The organism is Rhizobium sp. No.120 (assembly GCF_054558365.1).
In genome coordinates, this window is sequence record NZ_BAAJNQ010000001.1 from 824,466 (window position 1) to 847,603 (window position 23,138).

A 23,138-nucleotide genomic window follows, 5' to 3' on the forward strand; every position below is an offset into this window, starting at 1 on the left:
AAGATCACCACCACATGAGCAAAACGGTTTTTGTCGTTCCCGCACAGCCGGGCGCGAAGCTGAGCCATCCTGTCTCCGGCAGCCTCCCAGATGGCGGCGCCGATTGGCTCGCAGATCAATTCACGTTCCGCCTGATCAGAGATGGAGCCATCGCCAAGAGCGAACCGGCAGTCACGAAGGCGTCGAGCACCAGCGCGAAAACGGATAATTCTTGATGTCTGTTTCTTTCAATTCATTCCCCCAGAACTGGAACGTTCCGCTCTTCTATGCGGAAGTCGATTCCTCGCAGGCTGGCACAGGCATCACGGCCAGCCATCCCGCCATCTTCATCGGCCAGATGCTTGCGACCGGCTCCGCCGTATCGAACAAGGTTTACGCCATCGGCTCGCCCGAGATCGCCAAAAAGCTGTTTGGCGAAGGCTCCATGCTCGAACGCATGGTCTATCGCCTGTTCAAGGTTTATCCTGCTGCCCTGCTTTATTGCATGGCGGTCGATGACCCGACCGGTGGCGTTGCAGCCACGCAGACGACGACGGTATCAGGAACTGCGACAGCATCCGGTATCATCTCGCTCTATGTTGCTGGCCAGTTAGTCAGCGTCGGCGTCAAGAGCGGTGACACCGCTGCCACGATCGCGACGAACATTGCAGCTGCCGTCAATGCGATGACGACCCTTCCGTCGACTGCTGCTGCTGCAGCTGGTGTCGTGACATACACTTGCCGGTGGAAGGGCGCGACTGGCAACGATATCGTCGTCACCGACACATATCTTGGTTCGAACGGCGGCGAGGCGCTTCCGGCCGGCATTACACTCGTCCATACCGCGGCCACCAACGGCGCCGGTGTCCCGACCTTCGACAATGCCATCATTGCTCTCGGCGAAACGCAATACGACTTTGTCGGTCTGCCTTATACCGATTCCAACACGCTCGCCCTATTCGATATCGAATATGGCTTTGGCGACACTGGCCGATGGGGCTGGATGCGCGAGCTTTATGGCGCCGTTTGGAGCGCTCGCCGCGATACCTACAGCAACCTCATGACGTGGGGTCCGACCGGAAATTCTGCCGTCGAAAGCGTGCTGGCCGTCGAGCCAGCGTCGCCGTCTCCTATCTGGGACTGGACAGCCGCTTATACGTCCGCCGCCATCCGCGGCCTGGCGAACGATCCGGCGCGTCCGCTCCAGACGTTGGAAATGACCGGCGTTCTGCCAGCGCCGTCTGAAGATCGCTTCACCGTCGTCCAGATGAACAATCTGGTATCGGTCGGCATTGCGATTCAGCGTGTCAATTCGAATGGCTACCCGGCGATCATGCGCGAGGCCATGCGCTACCAGAAGAACAGCTACGGTCAGGCGGACAACGCCTATGCTCTGGCGACGACGCTCTACACGCTGGCTGAAATCTTCCGCCGACTGAAGGGCGCGATCACGACAAAGTACCCGCGCCACAAGCTGGCAAACGACGGCACTGTCTTCGCCTCCGGTCAGGCGATTATCACGCCGAAGATCATCAAGGCAGAGCTCGTGTCGGAATATTCGGACATGGAGTATGACGGCCTGGTCGAGAACCTGGACGCATTCGCCTCCAATCTCGTGGTTGAGCGCAACAGCACCAACCCAGATCGCGTCGACGTTCTCTATCCGCCGGATATCATCAACGGCCTGCGCATTTTCGCAGTGCTTGCGCAGTTCCGGCTGCAGTATTCCAGCGCAACCTAAAGGATAACAACAGATGGCACTTAGAGCCGCAGGCACCGCCTACGTCAAAGTAGACGGTAAGCAATACCCGTTGCGCGGGAATATGGTGATCATGCCGTCCTCGGTTACGAGGACGGGTATCGCCGGCCAGGATTACGTGCACGGCTATTCCGAAATGCCAGTTGTTCCATACATCGAGGGTGACTTCACCCTGACCGATGACTGGAAGATTGCTGACGTCAAGGGCATCACCTCTGCGACCGTCACCGCCGAGATCGCCAACGGCCATACCTATACGCTGAAAAACGCGTGGCAGGCCGGCGATCTGCCGATGGAAACCGCCGATGGTAAGGTGAAAATTCGCTTCGAAGGCGTATCCTGCACGGAAGGAACGTAATAAGTGGCTGGCTGGGAAAACGGAAAACTCAAGTTCAACTTCGATTATGAGATCGAGGCACACGGCGAGCAGGTGAAGGAGCTTACGCTCCGAGAGCCTACCGGCGCCGACGTCATTGCGGTTGGAAACCCGGTTCAGTTCGATCCAATCAGCGATCCACCGCGTGTCCTTATCGACGACAAGCGCATGGCGGCTATGATTAGCCGCCTTGCCGATGTGCCGCCATCGTCGGTAGCAAAACTCAAGCCCAAGGATCTGATTAGCCTTGGGTGGTTTTTGACCCCTTTTTTCATGCCGGTGTAGCCGACGATTCCGTCAACATGGCTATCGATCTGGCAATGACGTTTCACGTCAACCCGTTCGATTTTCTGGCTCGCCCGCACCATGAGTTGGCGGAATTGCACAGCTACACCTTGAAATACCTGGAGAGCACGCGCGATGACTGAGGCATTGGTCCTTCCAGCGACCATCATCGACGGCTTTTCAAAGCCACTGAAAGCTCTCGTGAGCCGCCTGAGGGATGTCAAAGTCCCAGACGGAATGAAACAGGTCGGCAAGCAGATGGAGAGCCTTCGTAAGGAAGCGGAGGGCGTTGGCAAGGCGGCCGCAGGTGGACTTGGGTTCGGTGCACTCGGCGTAGGAGCGCTGAGCGCTGCGGGAGCTATGGCAGCTCTTGGCTCATCAATTCGTCAGTTTTCTGATGAAGCCGTGAGCATGCGCAAATTTAACAACGAGACCGGAATTACCATACAGAAGCTGCAGCAACTCAAGCAGATTGCGGCTGGTTCCGGTGTTGATCCCTCTGTCATACAGGGCTCGATGTCATTTGCGGCGGAGAATGCCGACGCGATGCGGCGGCACCAGGGTAATTACGGCGCGCTACTTGGGGTGAATGGCGGCGGAGCCAGCATCGCCAATTACATGGCCGGCTCCAAAAACAACGACGAGTACGTCGACAGGGCATTCGAGGTTATTTCGCAACAGAAGACCCGCGAGTCGAAGCGGCTCATGAGCCAGATGCTGCTTGGCAACGCTGACATGGCGCAGATGGTTGCAGATGGCTTGGAAAAATTCAAGAAACGGTTGGCGGAGGCCGCCAAGAATAGCTACGGGTTTTCTGAAACCGACGTTAAGAATGCTCAGGCATTTCAGGACACTATTTCTGACCTGAGCGGCGTTTTCGATAAGCTAAAGAATTCTATTGGGGCCCAGCTCGCTCCGGACCTCACTGCCGCAGCCGACGCCTTTAAAGGCTTGGCTGACGCTCACGTCGGCGATGTGAAGGAATTCTTTCACGAAGTCGGCGAAGATGTGAAGCAAGTTGACTGGAAGGGAGTGAGTACTGACATTCAGGCCGTCTTCAAAAACCTCAAGGACGGCGTCGAATGGGTTCAAAGCTTCACCAACTGGAAAGCGATAAACCCGCCTAAACCCGAGGACAGGGCCAAGGACAGCGATTCAGCGAAGGATGGGCAATACTACAAGAGTAAAAGCGGCCTTTTGATCGAAAAAGGCGGCCCGATGGACAAATTTTTGGATTGGTTTGGCTCTTCTTCTGATCAGCAGCCCGGTGCGAAGAAGTCCAGTTTCGATGGCTCTGGGGCTGGGATTCACCCCGCAGCTTACCATCCAGGCATGCAGGCTGCACTTATAGGCGCATCGACCGCGCGCGACAGCGAAGCAGTGGCTATTTTTGCCAAAGGCGTCGAGCTCGGCATGATCGCTTTCACCCAAAGTTATTTGGGCGGCGGCGCTGGTTCGGGCGCCGGTGGTGATGGATTCCAGAATGCATCATGGGGCGGTGGCGGAAGTTACGGAGGCGGTGGCAAGAGGGCTGTAATCGGCGGTGGCGGTAGCGGTGGGACGATAAGCGCTGAGAGCATTCGAGCCGTTCACGCCAAGGGCAGCTTAGCTAAAAATCAGAGAGAGGCGTATGAAGCGCTAATCGCTGGCGGACTAAGTCATGACGCCGCTATGGCATCTGTGGCCAATTTTAGCGGAGAAGCCCTTAACAAGCCGGGAGATGTGCATTGGGACGGCAAGCACTATGCCCACGGTATTGCGCAATGGGATGATGTTAGGTCTCAGCGTATCAAGGACCAGTTCGGCAAGTTCCCCCAGCAGATGAGTGTGACGGATCAGGTTAAAGCATACCTGTGGGAAGCTAAAAAGTATTATGCGAACGTGTGGAAGAAGCTGAACAGCGGCGACTCTCCAGAGAGCATGGTGGACACGCTCGTTCGCAAGTACGAGATTCCGGGCAACCCGAGCAAGGCGATATCACAGCGACTTGGGTTCCTACGTGGACTGCCGGACAATTTGGGTGCGCCGGAACGCAAGTCTACCGCAAGGGCATCCGGTGCCGTCAAGTCCACCGAATCCGTCAAGCCTCCGACTGGCAAGGTCGACATTCACGTCCATAGCAAAGACCACCCAGTCACCGTGAAGCAGAGCGACAGCGATCTCTTTCAGGGACTCAAGATAGACCGCGGCAAGTCCGTGTCTCTCTAACGAGCCGATACCCAAGGAAAAAACATGGCTTCTCCACTTTGGAGGCAGTTGCTGCTTCCGGCGTCGTTCCGCGGCGCGCCGTTCCATGTGGAAGGTGGCTCCAAAGCCGGCGGCCGGCGCGCTGTAACGCATGAATACCCCAAGCGCGATGATCCATATACTGAAGACATGGGTCGTAGAGCGCGTAAGTTCTCTATTTCCGCCTACGTCATCGGCGACGACTATTTCATCTTTCGCGATCTGTTGAGCGCCGCCCTCGATACGGAGGGTGGCGGCACGTTGATCCACCCAACTATGGGGATCATGAATGTAGTCTGTGAGGGCTACAGCGTTTCCGAGAGCCGAGAAGAGGGCGGCATGGCGCGCTTTGAGATACTCCTCGTCGAGGCCGGCACGAGTCCTTACACGCCAGCCGCAGCAGACACGCAATCCGTAACCTCTAGCGCGGCTGACAGCGCGGGTAGCGCTGCCGCCTCTGCCGCAGATACTGCGATCATAGCTTGACCCGCTCCGAATTGAACGAAGCCGTAGCTATCCTGCAAAGCACGGCGGCCAACCTGTCAGCGCTGACCTCTGGCACGACCGAAGAAGGCGCGGCGCTTGATCGAGCATGCACGACGCTTAAAGTTGATGCGAAGTCCTTATTGCAGGCTGGAACGATCGGCGCGCCGGCGCTTTCATGCTTCACAGCCGCCACCGCAGCCGGCATTACGGCCAATCAGTTTTACGGGATCAGGTCAAATATATCAGCTCTGACGCCGAGCTACGCGGCTGGTATCACTGTGCGGCAGATGCTGCTGAGAATGTGCATTGCGGAAGAGAGTAGGGCGGTTTCAAACGCCATTCTGACGAGCCGCAGTGAAGCGGAGGCCATTCTCGCCCGCATGGTCGATGACCTTGAGGCGATCGAAGACTACGCCGCTGACCATCTCGAATCCGCTGTTTACCAAGCCTTCCTAGCGCTGCACGGCGCAGTTGCCTACGACCTTTCTCAGCGCGCAAGTCAGCTTCCAAAGCTCGCGACATACACATTCGGCAAGCGCCGTACAGCGCTGACCTTGGCGAACGTCCTTTATGGCGACGCCAGCCGCGCGGACGAAATCATCAACGAAAATAGCCCCGTTCACCCGGCCTTCATGCCGGCTAGTATCCGGGCGCTCACGGAGTAATCCGTTTTGCCCAAAATTGAAGAGACGTGCGAGGTCACGATCAACGGAAAGGTTTTTCGTGATTGGGACTCGGTAACGGCGACCGCAAGCATCGATCCGTTCGTTCGCATGGTCACCTTAACCGTGACGGAGAAAGTCGGCGCCAACGGTGCAGTCGGCCAATCTTTGCAGATCAAGCCCGGCGACGCCGCCACCGTCAAGCTTGCCGGTCAGCTGTTCGCATCTGGCATTATCTATGAGCGGCAGGCGGCTTACGATGCCCACAATCACTCGGTGCGGGTGACGTTTGCGAGCAGCGTACTGAAGGCTGTTGAGCAAACCATCCCTTTGAAGGATGGCGAATTCAAGAACTATAATTTTCAAGCCATCGCGAACAAGGTGCTCGGGCCGGTAGGCGTCAAACTGAAGACGATCAACCTGCCGTCAGGATGGGACAAAGTATTCAAATATGTCAATATCGAGCCCGGTGAGACGCCGTTCCGCCTGCTGTCCAGACTATCGAAGTACCGGGGCATCTGGCTTTACGATGACACGGACGGCAATATTGTCGCGCGCGGCAATACGGACAACAATCCTACTGCTGAGTTCGTCGAGGGGCGCAACATCCTTGCCGCGAGCTGCCTTGCGCAGAATCCACGACCGGCGACCAGTATTGAAGTAACCGGTCAGCAGCGCGGAAATGATGACACCACGCCCGCACAGAACCGCGGTGCTTATTCAGGCAAGGCTGACTCGCGGGGCGGGAATTACAGCATCAATCAGCAGCTGCAGGCAGACATCCCAGCGGACGCAGATGACCTGAAACAGGCGGCAGGACGCTCTCTGCTACTATCATTGAGCAACCAGGTCGTAGTCCGCATCGTCTATCAGGGTTGGCTGCTGTCAACCGGCAAGTTGCCAGATGTCGGCAACATAATCTCGATCGACTCTCCGATGCTCATGTTGAATACGTCTGATCTGAAGATTGCAGAGGTGACCTTCTCTCAAGATCACGCCGGGACGCGCACCACGCTCATTGCACAAAAGTGGATTGGCTCGTCCATCGAGGCTACGGGCGTTTCAAAGGAGCAAACCGATGCTCAGAAGGCGACGTCAACGCCCATTACGCCTGGCGTGCCAATTATCATCGGGCCGGGCGGCCTTGCGGGTCCGGTATAGCCCATACGCGAGAACACCATGACAATTGCACGCGGAAGCATCAAGTCCGTCAACGACGGCGGAAAACTGCGCTCGCTGAACCTCGTTGGCCTACAAGACGAAAGCCTTTCTGACGTCGAGCACTTTGAGAGCTACGGCTTCACCGCAGTCCCTGCGGCGAGCGGGAACGACGGCGCTGCGGAGGCCATCATTGGCTTTGTTGGTGGCAGTAGGTCACATCCGGTTGTTCTGGCATTCGCTGATCGTCGCAGTCGTAAGAAGGGGCGGCCAGCGGGAGATGTATCCGTTTACCACTATAACGGCGCCGAGATCCATTTTTCCGCCAGCGGAATCAATATCGACACCGCCGGAAATCCGCTCACCATCACTGCCGGCGGCGTCACAATGACGATCTCGCCGGCCGGTGTGGCGATAGAGGGCGGCACCGTTACCCACGACGGCAAGAATATCGGGGTTGATCACGTTCACACCGGCGTCACGTCGGGCGCAAGCAATACGGGAGCGCCTGCTTGAGCAATATTCGCATTGCACCGGGCCAGAATACGGAGGCCATTTCACTCGACTGGCTGACCACCGATCAAAACACGCTCGACAGCACTCACGATCTGATTTCGGCCGTCCTGATGGCGATTGGCACTGATCGGCGCGCTAATTCTGATGATGAGTTGCCGGTTGATGGCGACACGGATCTGCGCGGTTGGTGGGGAGATACAGACGCCGAGGAGATTTGGGGCGGCTGGCAAGTTGGTAGTCGTCTATGGCTTTTGAATCGCGCCAAGATCACCGACGAAAATTATAAGTACGGCGCCACAGTGGCGCGGGCGAAGACATATCTTATTGAATGCCTTCAGCCTTTTCTCGATCGAAAAATAGCAACGAAATTGGAAGTGGGTGTACAGCGCTATAACGAAACAAGCATATCCGCTTCAATCGTGCTGTATAGGGGCAATAAATCCCTAATCTCTTTGCAATTCCAAGATTTATGGGATGACATATCTTGACTTGGTCTACCCCTGATCTGGCGACCCTGCGCAAGCGCGGTCGCGACCAAATGATTTCCGCCACGCAGCTCGGTTCGATCATCCCGAATAGCCCGCTCCGGATCATTACGGATGGCAACAGCGGTATGGCGCACCTGACGCTACAATATCTGGATTGGCTCGCGAAGCAGCTGTTGCCAGATACCGCAGAAAAGGAATGGCTCGATCGTCATGCAGCGATTTGGCTGAAAAACGGCCGCAAACAGGCGACTTATGCTGCCGGAACCGCAACTTTTACCGGCACCGAAGGCACAGTTATAGACGCCGGAACAGAACTAAGCAACGGCGCGATTACTTTCGAGACCACGGCAGACATTACGCTCGGCTCTGGTGCCACAGCAGGAAACATTGAGGCTCAGACGGCCGGTGCAAATGGCAATCTTGATCCCGGCACGTCGCTATCAATAACCACGGCGCTTTCTGGCGTAGATGGTACGGCTACGGTCGTATCTCTAGCCGGCGGCACAGACGCGGAAAGCGACAGTTCGCTGAGAAATCGTGTTCTGGATCGTATTCAGAAGCCGCCGCAAGGTGGCGATGCGGATGACTATGTGGCTTGGACGCTGGAAGTGCCGGGCGTTACTCGCGCATGGTGCTCTCCACTTGAGATGGGCGACGGTACCATAACCGTGCGCTTCATGATGGATGATCTGCGCTCATCGAATAACGGGCTGCCTACATCGGACGATATCGCTACCGTCACCGCGTATCTGAATACGGTGCGTCCCGTCGCCACGAAGGATCTATTTGTTCTGGCGCCTACGCTTTATCCTATTGGCTTCACCATCACGAATCTTGAGCAAGATAGCGTCTCGACACGGGCGGCAATCGCAAATGCCGTTACCGCCATGCTGGCTGATCGCGCTAAACCAGCCTATGCGGTCAACGGCGTCGCACAGCCCGCTCAAACAATTTATGCCGCCTGGGTATCTGATGCGATCCTCGGCGCGTCCGGCGTGGATAGCTTTACCCTGACAATGACTGATCAGGTTATGCCGAACAGCGGGTGCATGGCTACGCTTGGGACCATAACATATGCCTGACACGCACGTCCGTCGCACCCAATCTGACTATCAGCAGGCAATGGCAGATAATCTGCCAACAGGCCCAGCGTGGCCGCGCGAGCCAGACGCAATGCTTATGAAAGTGCTGAGCGGACTCGCCAGCAACTGGGCATACGTCGATGGCAGGGCGGCGGATCTTTTGGAAATTGAGAGCGACCCGCGCATTACGTCAGAAATGCTCGACTCCTGGGAGGCGGCGTGGGGTCTTCCTGATCCATGCGTTGCAGAAGCAATAACGATCGCCGATCGGAGAATTGCTCTCGTCCATAAGATGACCTCGGAGGGCGGCCAATCGATCCCGTACTTTTTGGGTATCGCCCAAGGCTTGGGATATACCGTAGGGATTCAGGAATATTCCCCTTACATGACTGGCATCAGTCGATGCGGTGACACGCGAACGGATCTCTACTCGAATGATTATCGATGGGTGATCGGATCTCCAGATATTCGGTACCAGTGGACCGTTCATCTGACAAACAACCGCGAGACATGGTTCAGAACTGGTGCGGGTGGCGGTGAGGTTGGCGTCGACCATATGGTGACGATCGCACTTGCCACGGATCTAGAGTGCATAATCCGGCGATGGAAGCCGGCTCAGACTGAAGTTTCCTTCGACTATTCTCTCCTGGCTGCTGCATTTCTAACCGATAGCGATGGCACGCGCCTTACCGATAGCACCGGCGTTTTCCTTACTGGCTTATAGCCGGTCGCCTTCAGCTGCGGTGATCACTCACCCACTTTTTCCAACTAAAGGCTCCTCGCGGGGCCTTTTTTATTGGGCACCTTTTGCATGCAGTATAATCAACCTTACGATCAAGCATCCAATCCAAACGCACCATACGTCAATGGCAATCCAGCAGCCGGCGTTCAGGGTTCCATTATCCCGGGGGCTGCCGTCGAGTATCCGCAGAGAGAGCTCGTCGCGTTGATTCAAGACGCTGGCCTGACACCAAGTAACGGCGATCTGTCTCAGGCAGCTAAGGCCATTCAATCCGGCAAACTCAACTATGCCGTCGCAGGCGGCTCTGCGAATGCTCTTACCGCAACGCTGACGCCAGCGCCGGATGCGCTCACGGCTGGCTTGCGGTGCTTGCTGTTAATTTCGACCGCAAACACGACTGCAGCTACGCTCAACGTGAACACCTTGGGGGCAAAGCCGATCACACGCGTCGGGGGAGCAGATCTACAAGCCAATGATCTCGTGCCAGGTCTTGCTGAGGTGAGTTACGACGGGACGCAGTTTGAACTCCTGCGGATCGGTCCAGGTTCCTCTGTCGCCCGCAATGTCCAAATTTTCAATGTTGCAGGCACTTTCTCCTTCACTGTCCCGGCGGGTATCTATTGGCTTTACCCCGAGTGTTACGGCGCGGGCGGTGGAGGGGCAATACAGAACATCGGCACAGGATCAGCGCACGGAGAAGGCGGCGGCGGCGGCGGGTGTGCCTTGGGCTGGATCGCCGTGGTGCCTGGGCAGGTCATCACAATTATTGTGGGGGCGGCGGGATCAAACAATCTTACAGGTGGCAACGGTACAGGCGGAGGAACATCATCTGTTGGCGCCTATATGTCGGCAACAGGTGGTACAGGCGCGACGAACGGTGGATCGCCGGGAGCCGGCGGCATGGGCATCGGCGGTCAAATTAATCTGGTGGGCGAGCCCGGCTTTGACGGAAACGATGCAGCGCTATCAATACCAGCTTCAGGCGGCAACGCGGCTGGTCCTTTAGGGGGCAAGGGAGGGCGTGTCATGGGCACTCCTGGACCGATCGCAACATGGCCAGGCGGCGGCGGCGGCGTTCAAGCGCTGGGCGCAGCGATGACCGAGGCTCCGCCGAATGTTGGCGGCGTGATTTTGAGGTGGTGAAATGAGCAAGTTTTTCGCGCGAATTGAAGGCGGAGCCGTCGTCGAGCTCATTACGCTTCCCGATGAAATCGAACTATCCGATGCTTTTCACTCCGAGATCGTGGCGACTATCATGGCCTGCGGTGAAGCGGTCAAACCGGGGTGGCGGTATGATGGCAACGCGTTTTCGGCGCCGGTAGGGCCATCATTTGTGGATATGAAGGCGCGGAAACAGGGTGCTGTTGAGGCGAAGGTCGTCTCGCTCCTCGCGGCCGGAGCGCCGGTCCCAGGAGGGCTTCATGTAGCGCTTGACGACAGCAGCCGCGCAGACATGGCGGCGATGGCGACAACTGCTATTGCCGCATCCGCCGGTGCCGTAGTTTGGCCGGACAGTTATAAAGAAGGTTGGATCTCGATCGAGAACAGCCGCATTCCGCTGGCGGCGCCCGCCGCTGGATTAGCGCTCGCTGCTGGCGTCGGAGACTATTATGCGAAAGTTCGTCAGAACGGCCGCACTCTCAAGGACGCCATCGCTGCCGCCGCGGACGAGACCGTGCTCGGCTCCGTCGACATTGGAAGCGGCTGGCCTGCGATCGCGGAATAGTTCGATGCGCCTGCAAGCCTAGCGATCAGTTGGACTTCCACGATTGATGCTGCGAACACCGCAGCCCGAGTTACGTGGCCGACACCTGCATCTTGATGCGTTCGGCAACGCCTTAGCGCCCAATCACAGGATAAAACAATGAATTTGAAGAAGCTGCTGCTTGCGGCCTCGCTGGCGTGCGCCTTTGCGACCGGCGCCTTTGCGCAATCGGCATCGGTGTCGATCAATAATCTTCCCTCCAGAAGTCTTTCTTATATCGTCGGTCACGACGGCAGCGGATCGGCCGGTAGAGAGCCAGTTACGGACTTCCTGAAGCCAGCCACGACGTCCCCCACCACGGGTAATTTGGCCTGCTGGGGGACGACTGCCAATCTCATTACGGATTGTGGTGCCGCTGGCTCGATGTCGCAGCAGAATGCGAACGCCGTCGCCATCACAGGCGGTGCCGCGACCTTCACGGGCGTCACGACTGCCCCGACGAAGTCTCAGGGCGACAATTCCACCAATGTCGCTACAACTGCCTATGTCGATATTGGCCTTGGCACAAAGGCCGGCCTTGTCGGTGGTGTAGTCCCGGTTGCGCAGGGCGGCACAGGTGCGCCGACAGCCGCCGGCGCACGCTCCGCATTGGGGGCGGCTGCTTCCGGAGCCAACGCCGATATCACATCGCTATCGAATCTGACGACGCCCCTGTCTGTGGCGCAGGGCGGCACTGGCACCACGACCTCGACAGGTACGGGTTCCGTTGTTCGCGGCACAGCTCCTTCGATCTTCAACCCCACACTGACGGGCACAGTCACAATCGGCGGCGTCACGCAAGTATTTCCCGCGTCAGGTTTGCTCGCCGGCACATCGGATACCCAGACATTCACTGGTAAGACCTTCGATACCGGCGGGTCCGGAAACGTCTTCAAGATCAACGGCACGCAGATCAGCGCAGTCACGGGCACTGGTTCTGCCGTACTGGCGATCAATCCCACGATCAGCGGTGCAGCGCTCTCGGGCGGCAGCATCAACAATGCGCCGATCGGGGCCACCATCCCCAACACAGGTTCGTTCACGACGCTTGCGCTGAGTGGTGCCACGACGCAATCTGCTACGAGCCAGTTCTATCAGAACTTTGGCGCGAACGTGAACCGCGTTAATGACCGTCTGTTTGTGGGGCCTGCGGCACTTAATAACGGGACGAACGTTGCATCGCAGCCTGATTGGCTTACGCAGTATCAGTTGGCGAAGGGACGCACTTACGGATATGTGCAAACGTCTCAGCTCGCCGTGCTGAATGCGTCTACCGCGAAAGACTCGCTCACGACTGCTGTATTTGGTGCTCAGACCACGGGGCGCACGACTTCCGGGTCTCAGGTAATTGCTGCTACCGGCATTGGGGTCAACAACAATTACGGCAACACTGGCGCGGCCGGCAACCAAGCGTGGGGCGGTTATTTCGAGGGATGGCGCGATACCTCGACCGCCGGCAACGGTGGCGCATACGGCATCGAAGCAGATTCGATCAATCTCGTCGGCGTGGCGGACACCGATCCGTACTTGCAGTCCAGCGACCAGACCGTTAGTGCGCAGCTTGCATCCGGCGGAGAGATTGTCGGAGCTTTCGACGCCACCGCTGCAGTAAATATCCAGAACAATGGTGCAGCCTACCGCAAGGGCATTGTTATCGGCTCGAATGCGATCAGCGGCGATGACGGCACCACTGGAGTCGGTATCGCAGTTGCTCTCGCCAAGGGACACACTATTCAATGGTATGCCCTTTCTGGCGGGGTGGGTGTTCCGACGTCCAGCATTTTGTCAAATGGAACTAACCAGGCTGCTGGCATCTCAGAGCTGTTCAGCGACAATATAGTTTCGTTCCGAAATGCATCGGGTAAGGCCATCCTGAACATTCAAGGCGTCGCCAGCGGCGTCAATGGTGTTCAAGCCCTCGGTGCGGCCACGGGACAGGCTGTGGCAGTCCAGGCGGTGGGAGACGACACGAATATCCCCATCCAGATCCAGGGCAAAGGCACTGGCGATGTACGGATCAAGGGTGCCGGAACAAACAGCAATGCTCAGACGGGAGACGTCGGCGAATATGTCTCGAACTCGACAACGGGCGTTTCGCTAACGAGTGCAACGACAGCCAACATCACGTCCATCTCTCTGACGGCTGGCGATTGGGACGTGACCGGCACTTGCACGTTCGTTCCTGCGAATACGACGGCGCCGACGCTCATGCAATGCGGCGCCAGCACGACGTCAGCTACTTTAGGCGGCTTGGGCCAAAATTCGTTTCTGGGTGTCACGTTCCCCACGAACGGTCAGAGCCAGGGTTTTGTTGCTCCCCGGCAGCGCATTTCCGTCGCATCGACCACAACGGTTTATCTAGTGGGGCAATCCTCGTTCACGGTCAGCACCATGACCGCGAACGGCTTCATCAGCGCCCGACGTGTCCGCTGATCGTTATCACCAGCGCTTATATCAGAGAGAGCTGGCTAAATAAGCTGATATTGTCGCCCACGGCGGGATGTAGTTTTGAAAATCTCTGCTCCTCTCGCCTTTGAACGACGCACCTTGATCATGTGTGGAGAAATGGTCACTTCGCCCATCGTATCGCCGAGTGCCATTTCCTCCATGAGATCTATGGCAAGGTTCGCGAGTGAGTGATGTCCTGCCCAAGGATGATCGGGGCTTTGATAATCCTTGAAAAAGCTCCAGCTCCAGTCTTCGATTATGTAAAGACCTTCTGGTCTCAGTCGGGGAAACGCAACCTTGAAGCTCTCCTTTGTCTGATCGTAAAAATGAGACGCGTCATCAACCACAAGGTCAAGTTGGCCGCCAAAGTCCCGCTCTACTATTTCTGCTAGGCGTTTCGCATCATCCTGCGACGTCCCGTAATGAACAGACGCTCGGCCGTTCCGCTTTTGCACGTAAGCATCGAGCGCGGGGATGGGAACCTCCGACAGTTCCACGGCGGAGATTTTGTCGGGCCTAAACACCTGGTCGAGGAAAACAAACGAACCGCCTTGGTATACGCCCAGCTCCAAAATCCGTCTGAAATCCTCTCCTTCGTGTTGAAGGTACTGAGTGAGGAATGAGCGGGACTTCATCATGGTGAAGTCAGACTGCGTCGACTTCCTTTTGCTGCCGCCATGTTCATAATTCAGGGTGATCTTATTTCCGCCTATCGCGAACGTTGCATCATCTAGCCATTCAAGTTTGGCCCTGCGGTCAGATGCTAGGCGGTTCAATACGTTCTGAAATTTCATGCTGCCCCCCTTAATCAACCTGAAGTCGGAGGAATTTCTACAGGCGCTGGAGACAATTTGCAACAAAGGGACGCAGATACTCAGTCTGACACAATAATACCGGTTGAATGCAAACGTTCTTGTAAACGAAAAGCAGTATCTGCTTAACAACCATCGCAGGCGTCCTTCGGGGCGCCTTTTTCATTGGAGCCTTAAATGGACCGATCGAAATTCTTCGACGCGGTGCGCATCGCTATTTTCGGCGGCCGCCTGTCGACAAATCAGGTCAATGGCACCGAGGCCATCATTGACGCTTGGCAGGCCAAGCCGTTCGACACACGATGGCTCGCGTATATGCTTGCGACCGTTTTTCACGAGGCGGACAACACCATGTGCGCCATCTCGGAAAACCTCAACTATTCTGCCTCGGGGCTTCGCGCGACGTTCCCGAAATACTTCACCGCCTATCAGGCCGTGGCATATGCGCGGCAGCCGCAGCGCATTGCGAACCGTGCCTACGCGAATCGCATGGGCAACGGCAATGAGGCCAGCGGCGACGGTTGGAAATATAGAGGCCGCGGTTTGGTGCAGATCACCGGGCGCGACAACTATGCGAAGTACGCCATTGCCGACGACCCGGACAAGGCGCTTGACCCCGTAAAGACCGTCGAAATTCTGTTTGATGGCATGACCAATGGCCGATTCACCGGCAAGAAATTGTCGGATTTCTTCAACGACACGAAGACCGATTGGCTCGGCGCGCGCCAGATCATCAATGGCACCGATCGCGCCGCCGATATTGCCGGCTACGCGAAAAAATTCCTAACAGCAATTGAAGGAGCGTCGTGATGGCAGAGCCAGGCATGATCTCTAAGTTCTTCATGGACCATAAGGCGTCCGGTGATTGGGCGGCCCGCCGTCGTATCATCTTCATCGCCCTGATTTGGTCCGGTATCGCTATGAGCGCGATCACTGGCTGGGCCATGTTCCATGTCCAGACCAATCCGCTGCTCGACACGGCCTTCATAAACCTGAACGGCCTCATCGGCCTGATCTTCGCCTCCTACGTCTTCGGTTCGATCGCCGACGACAAGAACAAGGCCAAGCAGCCCGGCGCGCCTGACAACACGGCGCCGTCGACATGATCGCATTTTTGAGCACAAGCATTGGGCGCTGGATCGTCGGCGCCCTGCTATCCGTCCTTGCGCTTGTCGGCGTCTATTTCGTCGCCGACCACCGCGGCTATCAGCGAGCCGAGACGGCCTATACTGCCCAGATCGAGCAGATGAAGGCTGACGCAGCGACGGCGCGCGCTAACGAAATCGAGCGCCAGGACGCCGCCAACAACGCCGCAAAGCAAGCCGAAGCCGCGCGCATCGCACAGATGCAGGCTGACGCCGACGCACTTCAAACCCAGATAGAGGAGCTCCAGCGTGAAGCTCATCAAGACCCTGACGCTGGTAAGCCTGCTCTTGGCGCTTCCGGCGTGCAGCGCATCAACAAGGTACGTTAGCCCACCGCCAGCGCCACAGCTGGCAAAACCGGATTCGGCACTGACAAAGGATTGCAACAATCCAGTCGACATCGGCGCCGGCGCATTGACGCAGGAGCAGACGGAAAGTTTTTGGATCAGAGACAGGCAGTCTCTGATCGACTGCAGACGCCGGCATGCCGCACTGCGGGATTTTTATGCTGAACGAGATAGCAGACTGGCAGGGCAGAAATGACGTCTGAGGACATCATAAAGTGGGTGATGTTTTTCCTGGCTGTATCCGGCGCGGGTTGGGGCGTCTGGTGGAAGATCGACGGTAAGGTCGAGAAGGTGAAAACCGAAGCAACCGAAAAAATCGACAAACTGAATGCCGATCTCCAAGAATCCAAAGAAGAGCTTGCCGACCACAAGCTGCACACCGCCGAGACCTACATCACCAAGCAGGGACTTCGCGAGACGACGGAGCAGATCATGGGCGCCATCAACGGCGTGAAGACTGCCGTCGAGAACATGACCTTGCGCGTCGATCGCATCGTCGAGAATCAGAATAAGCCGACACGGACGCGCTCAAGCTGAATCTAGCCCCTATCCTTCACAGGGTAGGGGCTTTTTTTGTTTTCGCCGTCAGAAAGCTCATGCTTCTCTAATCTCATTGGGAATCTGTCACCGGTTCGTTATGACAAACAGTTTGCGCAGCTCTCGATTAATGTATCGGCATCCACGCGACGGGCTATCAAGCTGGTTCCTTGAAGCTGACTTGCGTCGAGCGATTATGCTCTGAAGGGAGCTATTGGAGACAGCGGCAGGATATCGCTAGACGTAAACAGCCCCGCGGGGCAGGGCGCCCGGCCGAAGGCCGAATCGGCCAGATCTTTTTGCGCCACCGCTTTCACAAAAAAGCCCGACGTTAAGTCGGGCTAAATTTAGTGGGAAAATATCAAAATACGACGCCTCATCAGGCCTCTCGTAGTCTGAAATTGCCCTGCCAGGTGGGGCCAGGCAGGACGGCTACGTAGCACTATTTGCGCGAGTCGGGGGGGGCGAACGGGAGTTCAGTAACTTGCGCAAGTCGAAAGTATCACTCTGTATTGATTTTGTGAATAGCGTAAGTTGTTTCTGAAAAAGATCAGCGTATTTCGCTGCTAATTACGCCGACTATTCAGATCTCGCGGACCAATTTCGACCATCTATACATAGGAAACTCCAAGCGCGTGGGCCTTACAGACACGCGGCCGGATGCTGAGCGCATATCTGATCACGGGAATTTTGACAGGTCGCCATATCGCGGCTGGCGGTAGTCCAGCCAGCGATGCTCGAAGCAGAACCATTTCGTCTCGCCCTTGCCGATATCATAACCGAAGCCGCCCCACTGCTTGCAGCCGGGATGCTCGCAATAGTGATTGACGTGGACGGTATCCATCGGGCGTTCGAGTTCTTCGGCCATCTAGTTCAGATCGCCCCGAGTTGACCGGCTAAGCGATCCCTCCATATTTCCCGCGAAGTTTTCCAGGGTCTTCATGGCGTATGCGAAGCGCGTCGCTTGTGAAGGGCCGGAGGCCTCTGAAGCCGCTTGGATGTCGCGCACGACATTGCCGATCACGTTTCCAACGAAACCCTTTATGTCGCCGGTGCTTGAGCCAATGCTACCTAGCAAGTGAGCTATCAGCAGCTCGTGCATCACGCAGCGACCATCGAGTTCGGCAACTCGTCTTTCAAGCTTTTCGATTCTTTCGTCGGTCATTTTTCACCTCCTGCGGTTTTCACGGCTGATAGCAGTACCAGTTCGTCATCTGGCAACGGCCGCTGAAGCGCCTTCGCTTCCTCCCATGGCGCGGTAAGCCAGGTCTCGACTTCATCCTGGTTGCGAAGGATGGCAGGCATTGCCTTGTAGTGGATAGGTTCGACGATGGCGTTCGGCTTGCAGGTCAGGAATCCATAGAGATCGACCGTGATCTCTCCCTCCTTGACCTTCCTCACAGAACGCCATTGTGGCACCCATAGGCCCGCAAAGAACATCAGCGGCTCGTCCGCGCTGCCTGCGAACCAGGCGTTCGGCGTCCTTCCTCCCTCGACCTTGCTTGCCGGATCTGGCTCGGCAAAACGCGTGAAGGGCACGACGCAGCGGTTTTCGACGCCAAACCACCGTTTCCAGTGTTTGCTGTCAATGTTGCGGACGTTCGTCACACCGCCATCAGGCTCCATCCTCAGAAGCTCATCGAAGTTCACTTGCTTGCCCTTGGCGCGCAGCTTATCGGCACGCTTCGTGGCGGCGTCGAGAAGCACATTTTGAGGAGAGGGAAGACCCCAGCGGACCTTGACCATTTCCCGGCCGGCCGGCGTATTCCGCACGATCGGCCCCATCTGGTCCGGATAAAGATCAAGCTCCGGCTCAAGGTTGCCAATGCTGTCGATCATCGCTCGCGAGATCTGCCGAATGGCTTCCTGGTTGGTCGTGACATTATAAAGGTTGCACATGGTCTTTCCCCCTAATCCCGTGGCGGCGAGCGGACGATGATCTTTGCCGAACCTTTGACGCCGCATTTTTTGCAGACAAGCTTGCCGGCGGCGTCAGAAATCAAGGCTCCCTTTCCCAACGATTTCTCAAGTCGCTCACGATCGAGCTCGTTTTTTCGTCCGCAGCTGCAATGCACGTAGAGCCTATGCCATTGGCTCAGATCGGAAAAGCGAAGTTCTCCACGCTTCTGCTCTCGGGGATCGATGTACCCCATGCGCTCCGCCCATTCGCCTGGCGAGAAGTGAAAATGCATCTTGCATCGGTCATAGAACGCGTTCTCAGTGCGCTTGCACCCCAGCGACTTCGCGACCAGCGGCGGGAGCGATGGCATAGTCAGATTGCCATGCGCCTCCAGGAGAGCGGACGGCTTCAAGCGCTTCAGGATCTCGCAATCCTCGCAGATGAAATCGACCGTTTCCCCCTTATGATCTGCGAGCATGTTTGGTGGGGAAGTGGCAGGTTCAACGTTGCGCACGTCTCCGCTCCCGCCGCAGCGCGGCGAGCCTTCTCTTCATGTTTTCTGTCTATCTTAGGCGGCGTTCAGGTCTGCGATTTCGCCATGCTTCGCGAGCAGCCGGGGCGACGACATATCGCCGGTCTCTTCGTCGACCATGACAGCATAGGCCGCAACGCCGACAAAGCGAGCGGCCATTGCCGAAGCGATCTTCTCCGCAGATGGAATGCTGGTCGCCTGCCGCATCTCACCCGGCACAAGGTTGCCACGGTTTTTTCGATACGGCAGAACAATGAATTTCTCGGCGGTACTCATGGCGTCTTCCCTAGTTTGTTCTATAAATGTTCTCATTTTGCAGAAGAGTCAATATCCACCGGAAAAACCGATTCTTTGCGGCGTGGCGTTTTACGGGCCCATTGATTCTAAACGGCTTTTTCCGGCGCGAACGGCAGGGTTTTACAACTAAGTGCTTGCGACCATATGCATTAGATCGAGCTTCCCAAGCTGATGATGAAGCGGCTAAATGCTTAAATCGGTTATTCACTAGGCGGAATGCAAGGCGGCATTCGCTTGTGATTATCTCGCAAGCTGTGGTTGCTAACGACATCTGAAATGTGTTCGTTGTGCTCAAATCTACTTAACGGAACAAATGTCAATGGACGAACAAAATGCAGAAATTTGCTACACAATCGTCCTTCCGGTCAGAGGACCGATCGAACCGACGCTTTACATTGTGGATGGCAAGCAGATCCGTGTCAGCTATCCCTCCGAAATTCAAATCGACTCGTCGTGGACAATTCAATTGCCTACAACCAGTACAAGATTTGATGTGACGTGGAGGGACAGGAAAAATCGGACACGCGCTCGGCTTGAAAGCAACAGTTTTGAGCGCTACTTACCGCTGCAAGATGCGTTATATGCTGCCAACAAGCTTATCGAAGCTTTTAAGCTCGTAAGGGTAGGGCATGCTGATGGATTGCGGCTCCGCTCGGTTGGCAAGGGAGATACTCTTTTCTATACAGTGACAGTAAATGGCGCTGGTATTGGGATCGTAAACCTCGCACTAAACCTTAGCGGCAACTTCGATCCTCACGGCACGACTGAGTTGGCCAAATGCCATGTGGCAGGTGATTCTTTCGTCTTGGGGAGAAGATATCTCCGATCTTTCGACCTAGCTGATCATGGCTATCATTCCGAGGCCGTGATTATCGCCCATTCAATTTTAGATGACACCGTCCAGACGATGATTGAAAATCTGTTAGCGTCCAAAGGCTTGGTTGATTCTGATGCGCGCGATCTTATAGTCCGCGGAATAAAGGAAAGGCGACTTAAGACTTACCTTGGGCCGCTTCTCAAAATCCTGGTCGGCAAGTCCATTAGCGATATGTGGGCAGATGCAGATGCCTGCCTTGATTGGCTGAATAAGGTTCGAAACGGAATTGCGCATCGAGGGGGCGTGTGTACGTATAGTGACGCCGCCTGGGCAATTTTTGCATCAATGCGCATTGTGTCTGTACTTGCGCACAATAACGCCGTTTTGGCAGAGTTCCCACAGGGCATGATGCGCCACGCGCGCATAGAAGCCAGCTGGACCATCAGCCCGCCATCGTGGGTACCGACGTCAGATCAAGTCGAAATTGACGAATTTGATCCGCATTCAGCCGCTTGAAGTTGCCGCGTCGCGTTTTCGGCGGCCAAAGCCCCACCGAGACGGGCCAGCGCTACCAATACACTGTTCTCGGTACCTCTCCGGTGCGGCCAGAATGATGCTATAGAACAGAGATGAGAATCGCCGCCGCCACCATTGTCGCCCTTATGTTCGCAAGCCCGGTTTATGCGGGTAAGCCGGTCACGGCACAGATCTCTGTCTGCTTCACGCCTGGCGAACAGTGCGAAACCAAGATCATCGATGCGATCGACCGCGCTCGCTCATCCATCCGTATCCAGGCATATGGCTTCACGTCCTTCCCCATTATCCATGCGCTGCAGCGCGCCGCGGGCAGGGGCGTCGAAGTCCTCGCGATCCTCGACAAGACAAATGAGCGGAAATATTCGGGCGCGACACTGCTCGAGGCGGCCGGCGTTCCGGTCTGGATCGATTTCGAACCTGCGATTGCCCACAACAAGGTGATCGTGATTGACGGTTATCTGACTATCGGCGGGTCGTACAATTTCACCGCCGCAGCCCAGAAGCGGAACGCAGAGAACGTGACGTTCACGGAAAGCACGGAGCTCGCGCGTCAGTTCATTTCGAATTGGGATAGCCGACTAAAGGTATCGAGAGCTTTCGAGCAGCATGGCCAGGACAACTGAGCTCATGTAAAACAGCGAGAAGTGTAAGCCAGAGAAGGCCAGGCAATGCAGGCGGGAATTGGGTTTATCAATCGCATTTTCGCGTTTACGTTGGCCTTCGCGCTCCTGGCACTTCTAATCCTGCTCGCGGTCGCCTTTTTGGCATTGGTTACGGCCGCACAGGTCGTCTGTCCCTTTGCTCAATGCACCGGCGAGGCACAGGATCTCTGGGGATATGCGGCGCTTTCCAGTATCGCCGGTATTCCTACAATTTTGCTTCTGGCTTTGATGTTTTACTTTGGCCGACGTCGTTGAAGGTTGGTGGTGCTCGCCGATTCCAGCGACAGTCCGGGACGTGGAAGGTACACTCAGTTCTCAATTTGGTTTGCCACCTCGTTTTTTACGATTGGGCAGCCAATCCTTCAGTTTAAGGCCATTTACTGCGCTGCCGCCGACCGCAACAGTCAACATTCCCAAAATCATCATGAGCCAATCACGTGGGTATATCCAGAGTGCCAAGTAGGAGCCGACAAATAGGAGAATAAAGTATCTCCAGGTGAGCCATGCCCTACGCAATATACCTCTGAAATTCAGCTGGTTTCGCTTCGGCCACATTTAACGAATCCCTCGGGCGGCGTGATAATTGAGCAAGAGTTTTTATAGCAGTCTGGTTGTTACCGCTGGCCATATGCAGACAATTGCTAATTAGGAGAGCCGGTTGAAGATGTTGGAGTGCTGATCTGTCATTCAATATTGTATTTGGCCGCTACAGTGGGGCAGAGTAATTTGAATTGCGCTACCAGCGGCGGCATGCCGGACGCGCATGATGTGTCCGCATCCTCAGGCAAGGGGAACGATACCGTTCTGGGGTTTCGCTTAGGTGAGAAGAATGTAAGCTCTCTTGTAGAGCAGTTGGCGACCGATCGATAGCTCTGATTGCCTACCTCGTGCTGATACTGGGATATACACTGCTCGACCGTGAGCTTGCCGCCATACTTTATTGTCTCGCCGCCTGGGTCCCGCTCGCAGTACTCGGCGAAATCCGCTTGGGTGACTATTCCCGTTATCAAGGCTCGCTTGCTATCTACGCCGGAGCGCTGGACTAAGGTTGCGCCCCATCCACTGCAAGATGCGAGTGGAAAGTCTGCGGCGTAGGCTGAGGATGACAAGCCGAAGAGTATTGTTGCAATGATAGATAGACGAGATTTCATTCATCCCTCCAGTTCAATCGTGCCGCATATAGCTTTTTTTCCCCTCATGGGTGATACAGAAGCGGCCGCCGCGGGGACCTATGCAATATTTGCCGCTATCGCAGGAACAATCTCCCGTCTCTGTCGGCGCCATCTCAATCGACCCTGATCCCATGAGGCCCGCAGCTATCCCGAGGCCGCTAGTGTAAGCTGGGCAGGATTTTTTGCTCCCGCTAACTGATCCGTCGTTACAGACAAAGGTGTTTCCCTGGCAATGGTTGATGCCGCCCTTGTGTCCGCTGCAGGGGGTGTTGGTCGCTTCCGCTTGCGCCGAAATTCCTAGCGCGACGGCCAAAGCAATAAAAACAGTGATTTGCAGAATAAGCCTCGACTATACACCTTCTCAGTGAACCGACATTTCATCGGAATCGCGTTAAAGTCGAGAATAATTTACAGCATATGAAATCTGAA

At 56.2% G+C, this 23,138-nt stretch carries 30 protein-coding genes; 24 read left to right on the forward strand and 6 right to left on the reverse strand.

Features of this window, described 5'->3' with window-relative positions:
* Positions 1–14 precede the first annotated feature (14 nt).
* The 16 genes from ACYJRZ_RS04100 (at position 15) to ACYJRZ_RS04175 (ending at position 13,936) form a co-directional block, all read left to right on the forward strand.
* Positions 15–215: a hypothetical protein gene (locus ACYJRZ_RS04100; RefSeq protein WP_459456334.1), complete on the forward strand. Its 201-nt coding sequence runs from the start codon at positions 15–17 to the stop codon at positions 213–215.
* Positions 215–1,720 (forward strand): phage tail sheath C-terminal domain-containing protein, encoded by a 1,506-nt coding sequence (locus ACYJRZ_RS04105; protein WP_459456336.1) that lies wholly within the window; start codon positions 215–217, stop codon positions 1,718–1,720. Before ACYJRZ_RS04100 ends, ACYJRZ_RS04105 begins: the two co-directional genes overlap by 1 nt.
* A gap of 13 nt (positions 1,721–1,733) precedes the next feature.
* On the forward strand, positions 1,734–2,096 hold the full coding sequence (locus ACYJRZ_RS04110; protein WP_459456338.1) for a phage tail tube protein: 363 nt from the start codon (positions 1,734–1,736) through the stop codon (positions 2,094–2,096).
* 3 nt (positions 2,097–2,099) lie between these two features.
* Positions 2,100–2,399, forward strand: coding sequence for a phage tail assembly protein (locus ACYJRZ_RS04115; protein WP_459456340.1), 300 nt, complete (start codon positions 2,100–2,102; stop codon positions 2,397–2,399).
* 17 nt (positions 2,400–2,416) lie between these two features.
* Positions 2,417–2,542 carry a hypothetical protein gene (locus ACYJRZ_RS04120; protein WP_281408370.1) on the forward strand — a complete coding sequence of 42 codons (126 nt, stop codon included), beginning with the start codon at positions 2,417–2,419 and terminating at the stop codon, positions 2,540–2,542.
* The gene (locus tag ACYJRZ_RS04125; RefSeq protein ID WP_459456343.1) at positions 2,535–4,607 is read left to right on the forward strand and encodes a phage tail tip lysozyme; all 2,073 of its coding nucleotides are present in this window, start codon (positions 2,535–2,537) and stop codon (positions 4,605–4,607) included. The genes ACYJRZ_RS04120 and ACYJRZ_RS04125 overlap by 8 nt, the downstream gene beginning before the upstream one ends.
* Positions 4,608–4,631: 24 nt before the next feature.
* Positions 4,632–5,111: a DNA circularization N-terminal domain-containing protein gene (locus ACYJRZ_RS04130; protein WP_459456345.1), complete on the forward strand. Its 480-nt coding sequence runs from the start codon at positions 4,632–4,634 to the stop codon at positions 5,109–5,111.
* On the forward strand, positions 5,108–5,776 hold the full coding sequence (locus tag ACYJRZ_RS04135) for a hypothetical protein (protein ID WP_459456347.1): 669 nt from the start codon (positions 5,108–5,110) through the stop codon (positions 5,774–5,776). Before ACYJRZ_RS04130 ends, ACYJRZ_RS04135 begins: the two co-directional genes overlap by 4 nt.
* A 6-nt stretch (positions 5,777–5,782) precedes the next feature.
* Positions 5,783–6,934: a phage baseplate assembly protein gene (locus tag ACYJRZ_RS04140; protein WP_459456349.1), complete on the forward strand. Its 1,152-nt coding sequence runs from the start codon at positions 5,783–5,785 to the stop codon at positions 6,932–6,934.
* 18 nt (positions 6,935–6,952) lie between these two features.
* Positions 6,953–7,447 carry a phage baseplate assembly protein domain-containing protein gene (locus tag ACYJRZ_RS04145; protein WP_459456351.1) on the forward strand — a complete coding sequence of 165 codons (495 nt, stop codon included), beginning with the start codon at positions 6,953–6,955 and terminating at the stop codon, positions 7,445–7,447.
* Positions 7,444–7,935, forward strand: coding sequence for a phage GP46 family protein (locus ACYJRZ_RS04150; RefSeq protein ID WP_459456353.1), 492 nt, complete (start codon positions 7,444–7,446; stop codon positions 7,933–7,935). The genes ACYJRZ_RS04145 and ACYJRZ_RS04150 overlap by 4 nt, the downstream gene beginning before the upstream one ends.
* On the forward strand, positions 7,932–9,017 hold the full coding sequence (locus ACYJRZ_RS04155) for a baseplate J/gp47 family protein (protein WP_459456355.1): 1,086 nt from the start codon (positions 7,932–7,934) through the stop codon (positions 9,015–9,017). Before ACYJRZ_RS04150 ends, ACYJRZ_RS04155 begins: the two co-directional genes overlap by 4 nt.
* Positions 9,010–9,741, forward strand: a complete 732-nt coding sequence (locus tag ACYJRZ_RS04160; RefSeq protein WP_459456357.1) for a YmfQ family protein — start codon at positions 9,010–9,012, stop codon at positions 9,739–9,741. The genes ACYJRZ_RS04155 and ACYJRZ_RS04160 overlap by 8 nt, the downstream gene beginning before the upstream one ends.
* Before the next feature lie 87 nt (positions 9,742–9,828).
* Positions 9,829–10,902 (forward strand): glycine-rich domain-containing protein, encoded by a 1,074-nt coding sequence (locus ACYJRZ_RS04165; RefSeq protein ID WP_459456359.1) that lies wholly within the window; start codon positions 9,829–9,831, stop codon positions 10,900–10,902.
* 1 nt (position 10,903) lies between these two features.
* Positions 10,904–11,485: a DUF4376 domain-containing protein gene (locus ACYJRZ_RS04170; protein WP_459456361.1), complete on the forward strand. Its 582-nt coding sequence runs from the start codon at positions 10,904–10,906 to the stop codon at positions 11,483–11,485.
* 138 nt (positions 11,486–11,623) lie between these two features.
* Entirely contained in the window at positions 11,624–13,936 is a 2,313-nt protein-coding gene (locus tag ACYJRZ_RS04175) for a beta strand repeat-containing protein (protein ID WP_459456363.1), read from the forward strand.
* Positions 13,937–13,971: 35 nt separating this feature from the next.
* Here ACYJRZ_RS04175 and ACYJRZ_RS04180 read toward each other — a convergent pair whose 3' ends face one another.
* The gene (locus ACYJRZ_RS04180; protein WP_459456365.1) at positions 13,972–14,745 is read right to left on the reverse strand and encodes a class I SAM-dependent methyltransferase; all 774 of its coding nucleotides are present in this window, start codon (positions 14,743–14,745) and stop codon (positions 13,972–13,974) included.
* Between the two features lie 195 nt (positions 14,746–14,940).
* Between ACYJRZ_RS04180 and ACYJRZ_RS04185 the strand changes: the two genes are divergently transcribed.
* From ACYJRZ_RS04185 to ACYJRZ_RS04200, 4 genes are all read left to right on the forward strand, one after another.
* Positions 14,941–15,573: a hypothetical protein gene (locus tag ACYJRZ_RS04185; protein ID WP_459456367.1), complete on the forward strand. Its 633-nt coding sequence runs from the start codon at positions 14,941–14,943 to the stop codon at positions 15,571–15,573.
* Positions 15,573–15,869: a hypothetical protein gene (locus tag ACYJRZ_RS04190; RefSeq protein WP_459456368.1), complete on the forward strand. Its 297-nt coding sequence runs from the start codon at positions 15,573–15,575 to the stop codon at positions 15,867–15,869. Before ACYJRZ_RS04185 ends, ACYJRZ_RS04190 begins: the two co-directional genes overlap by 1 nt.
* 8 nt (positions 15,870–15,877) lie before the next feature.
* Entirely contained in the window at positions 15,878–16,237 is a 360-nt protein-coding gene (locus ACYJRZ_RS04195; protein WP_459456369.1) for a hypothetical protein, read from the forward strand.
* 210 nt (positions 16,238–16,447) lie between these two features.
* Entirely contained in the window at positions 16,448–16,792 is a 345-nt protein-coding gene (locus ACYJRZ_RS04200; RefSeq protein ID WP_459456371.1) for a hypothetical protein, read from the forward strand.
* Positions 16,793–17,471: 679 nt separating this feature from the next.
* Here the strand turns inward: ACYJRZ_RS04200 and ACYJRZ_RS04205 are convergent.
* The 5 genes from ACYJRZ_RS04205 to ACYJRZ_RS04225 are packed head-to-tail and all read right to left on the reverse strand — an operon-like array spanning position 17,472 to position 19,500.
* Positions 17,472–17,660 carry a hypothetical protein gene (locus tag ACYJRZ_RS04205; RefSeq protein WP_459456373.1) on the reverse strand — a complete coding sequence of 63 codons (189 nt, stop codon included), beginning with the start codon at positions 17,658–17,660 and terminating at the stop codon, positions 17,472–17,474.
* On the reverse strand, positions 17,661–17,957 hold the full coding sequence (locus tag ACYJRZ_RS04210) for a hypothetical protein (protein ID WP_459456375.1): 297 nt from the start codon (positions 17,955–17,957) through the stop codon (positions 17,661–17,663). It abuts the gene before it with no gap.
* Entirely contained in the window at positions 17,954–18,691 is a 738-nt protein-coding gene (locus ACYJRZ_RS04215) for an SOS response-associated peptidase (protein ID WP_459456377.1), read from the reverse strand. Before ACYJRZ_RS04215 ends, ACYJRZ_RS04210 begins: the two co-directional genes overlap by 4 nt.
* 11 nt (positions 18,692–18,702) lie before the next feature.
* Positions 18,703–19,206, reverse strand: coding sequence for a hypothetical protein (locus ACYJRZ_RS04220; protein WP_459456379.1), 504 nt, complete (start codon positions 19,204–19,206; stop codon positions 18,703–18,705).
* Between the two features lie 54 nt (positions 19,207–19,260).
* Complete coding sequence (locus tag ACYJRZ_RS04225) at positions 19,261–19,500, reverse strand: hypothetical protein (protein WP_459456381.1); 240 nt, start codon at positions 19,498–19,500, stop codon at positions 19,261–19,263.
* Between the two features lie 340 nt (positions 19,501–19,840).
* Between ACYJRZ_RS04225 and ACYJRZ_RS04230 the strand changes: the two genes are divergently transcribed.
* From ACYJRZ_RS04230 to ACYJRZ_RS04245, 4 genes are all read left to right on the forward strand, one after another.
* Positions 19,841–20,854, forward strand: a complete 1,014-nt coding sequence (locus tag ACYJRZ_RS04230) for a hypothetical protein (RefSeq protein WP_459456383.1) — start codon at positions 19,841–19,843, stop codon at positions 20,852–20,854.
* A gap of 113 nt (positions 20,855–20,967) precedes the next feature.
* Entirely contained in the window at positions 20,968–21,498 is a 531-nt protein-coding gene (locus ACYJRZ_RS04235; RefSeq protein ID WP_459456385.1) for a phospholipase D family nuclease, read from the forward strand.
* Positions 21,499–21,543: 45 nt separating this feature from the next.
* Complete coding sequence (locus ACYJRZ_RS04240) at positions 21,544–21,792, forward strand: hypothetical protein (protein ID WP_459456387.1); 249 nt, start codon at positions 21,544–21,546, stop codon at positions 21,790–21,792.
* A gap of 632 nt (positions 21,793–22,424) precedes the next feature.
* On the forward strand, positions 22,425–22,583 hold the full coding sequence (locus ACYJRZ_RS04245; protein ID WP_459456389.1) for a hypothetical protein: 159 nt from the start codon (positions 22,425–22,427) through the stop codon (positions 22,581–22,583).
* The last annotated feature ends 555 nt before the right edge of the window (positions 22,584–23,138 follow it).

What these genes read in the sequence shown, in the direction of transcription:
- ACYJRZ_RS04100 (WP_459456334.1), top strand. Translation starts at nt 15, where the DNA reads ATGAGCAAAACGGTTTTTGTCGTTCCCGCACAGCCGGGCGCGAAGCTG.
- ACYJRZ_RS04105 (WP_459456336.1), top strand. Translation starts at nt 215, where the DNA reads ATGTCTGTTTCTTTCAATTCATTCCCCCAGAACTGGAACGTTCCGCTC.
- ACYJRZ_RS04110 (WP_459456338.1), top strand. Translation starts at nt 1,734, where the DNA reads ATGGCACTTAGAGCCGCAGGCACCGCCTACGTCAAAGTAGACGGTAAG.
- ACYJRZ_RS04120 (WP_281408370.1), top strand. Translation starts at nt 2,417, where the DNA reads ATGGCTATCGATCTGGCAATGACGTTTCACGTCAACCCGTTCGATTTT.
- ACYJRZ_RS04125 (WP_459456343.1), top strand. Translation starts at nt 2,535, where the DNA reads ATGACTGAGGCATTGGTCCTTCCAGCGACCATCATCGACGGCTTTTCA.
- ACYJRZ_RS04130 (WP_459456345.1), top strand. Translation starts at nt 4,632, where the DNA reads ATGGCTTCTCCACTTTGGAGGCAGTTGCTGCTTCCGGCGTCGTTCCGC.
- ACYJRZ_RS04145 (WP_459456351.1), top strand. Translation starts at nt 6,953, where the DNA reads ATGACAATTGCACGCGGAAGCATCAAGTCCGTCAACGACGGCGGAAAA.
- ACYJRZ_RS04160 (WP_459456357.1), top strand. Translation starts at nt 9,010, where the DNA reads ATGCCTGACACGCACGTCCGTCGCACCCAATCTGACTATCAGCAGGCA.
- ACYJRZ_RS04165 (WP_459456359.1), top strand. Translation starts at nt 9,829, where the DNA reads ATGCAGTATAATCAACCTTACGATCAAGCATCCAATCCAAACGCACCA.
- ACYJRZ_RS04170 (WP_459456361.1), top strand. Translation starts at nt 10,904, where the DNA reads ATGAGCAAGTTTTTCGCGCGAATTGAAGGCGGAGCCGTCGTCGAGCTC.
- ACYJRZ_RS04175 (WP_459456363.1), top strand. Translation starts at nt 11,624, where the DNA reads ATGAATTTGAAGAAGCTGCTGCTTGCGGCCTCGCTGGCGTGCGCCTTT.
- ACYJRZ_RS04180 (WP_459456365.1), bottom strand. Translation starts at nt 14,745, where the DNA reads ATGAAATTTCAGAACGTATTGAACCGCCTAGCATCTGACCGCAGGGCC.
- ACYJRZ_RS04185 (WP_459456367.1), top strand. Translation starts at nt 14,941, where the DNA reads ATGGACCGATCGAAATTCTTCGACGCGGTGCGCATCGCTATTTTCGGC.
- ACYJRZ_RS04190 (WP_459456368.1), top strand. Translation starts at nt 15,573, where the DNA reads ATGGCAGAGCCAGGCATGATCTCTAAGTTCTTCATGGACCATAAGGCG.
- ACYJRZ_RS04200 (WP_459456371.1), top strand. Translation starts at nt 16,448, where the DNA reads ATGACGTCTGAGGACATCATAAAGTGGGTGATGTTTTTCCTGGCTGTA.
- ACYJRZ_RS04205 (WP_459456373.1), bottom strand. Translation starts at nt 17,660, where the DNA reads ATGGCCGAAGAACTCGAACGCCCGATGGATACCGTCCACGTCAATCAC.
- ACYJRZ_RS04210 (WP_459456375.1), bottom strand. Translation starts at nt 17,957, where the DNA reads ATGACCGACGAAAGAATCGAAAAGCTTGAAAGACGAGTTGCCGAACTC.
- ACYJRZ_RS04215 (WP_459456377.1), bottom strand. Translation starts at nt 18,691, where the DNA reads ATGTGCAACCTTTATAATGTCACGACCAACCAGGAAGCCATTCGGCAG.
- ACYJRZ_RS04225 (WP_459456381.1), bottom strand. Translation starts at nt 19,500, where the DNA reads ATGAGTACCGCCGAGAAATTCATTGTTCTGCCGTATCGAAAAAACCGT.
- ACYJRZ_RS04230 (WP_459456383.1), top strand. Translation starts at nt 19,841, where the DNA reads ATGGACGAACAAAATGCAGAAATTTGCTACACAATCGTCCTTCCGGTC.
- ACYJRZ_RS04235 (WP_459456385.1), top strand. Translation starts at nt 20,968, where the DNA reads ATGAGAATCGCCGCCGCCACCATTGTCGCCCTTATGTTCGCAAGCCCG.
- ACYJRZ_RS04240 (WP_459456387.1), top strand. Translation starts at nt 21,544, where the DNA reads ATGCAGGCGGGAATTGGGTTTATCAATCGCATTTTCGCGTTTACGTTG.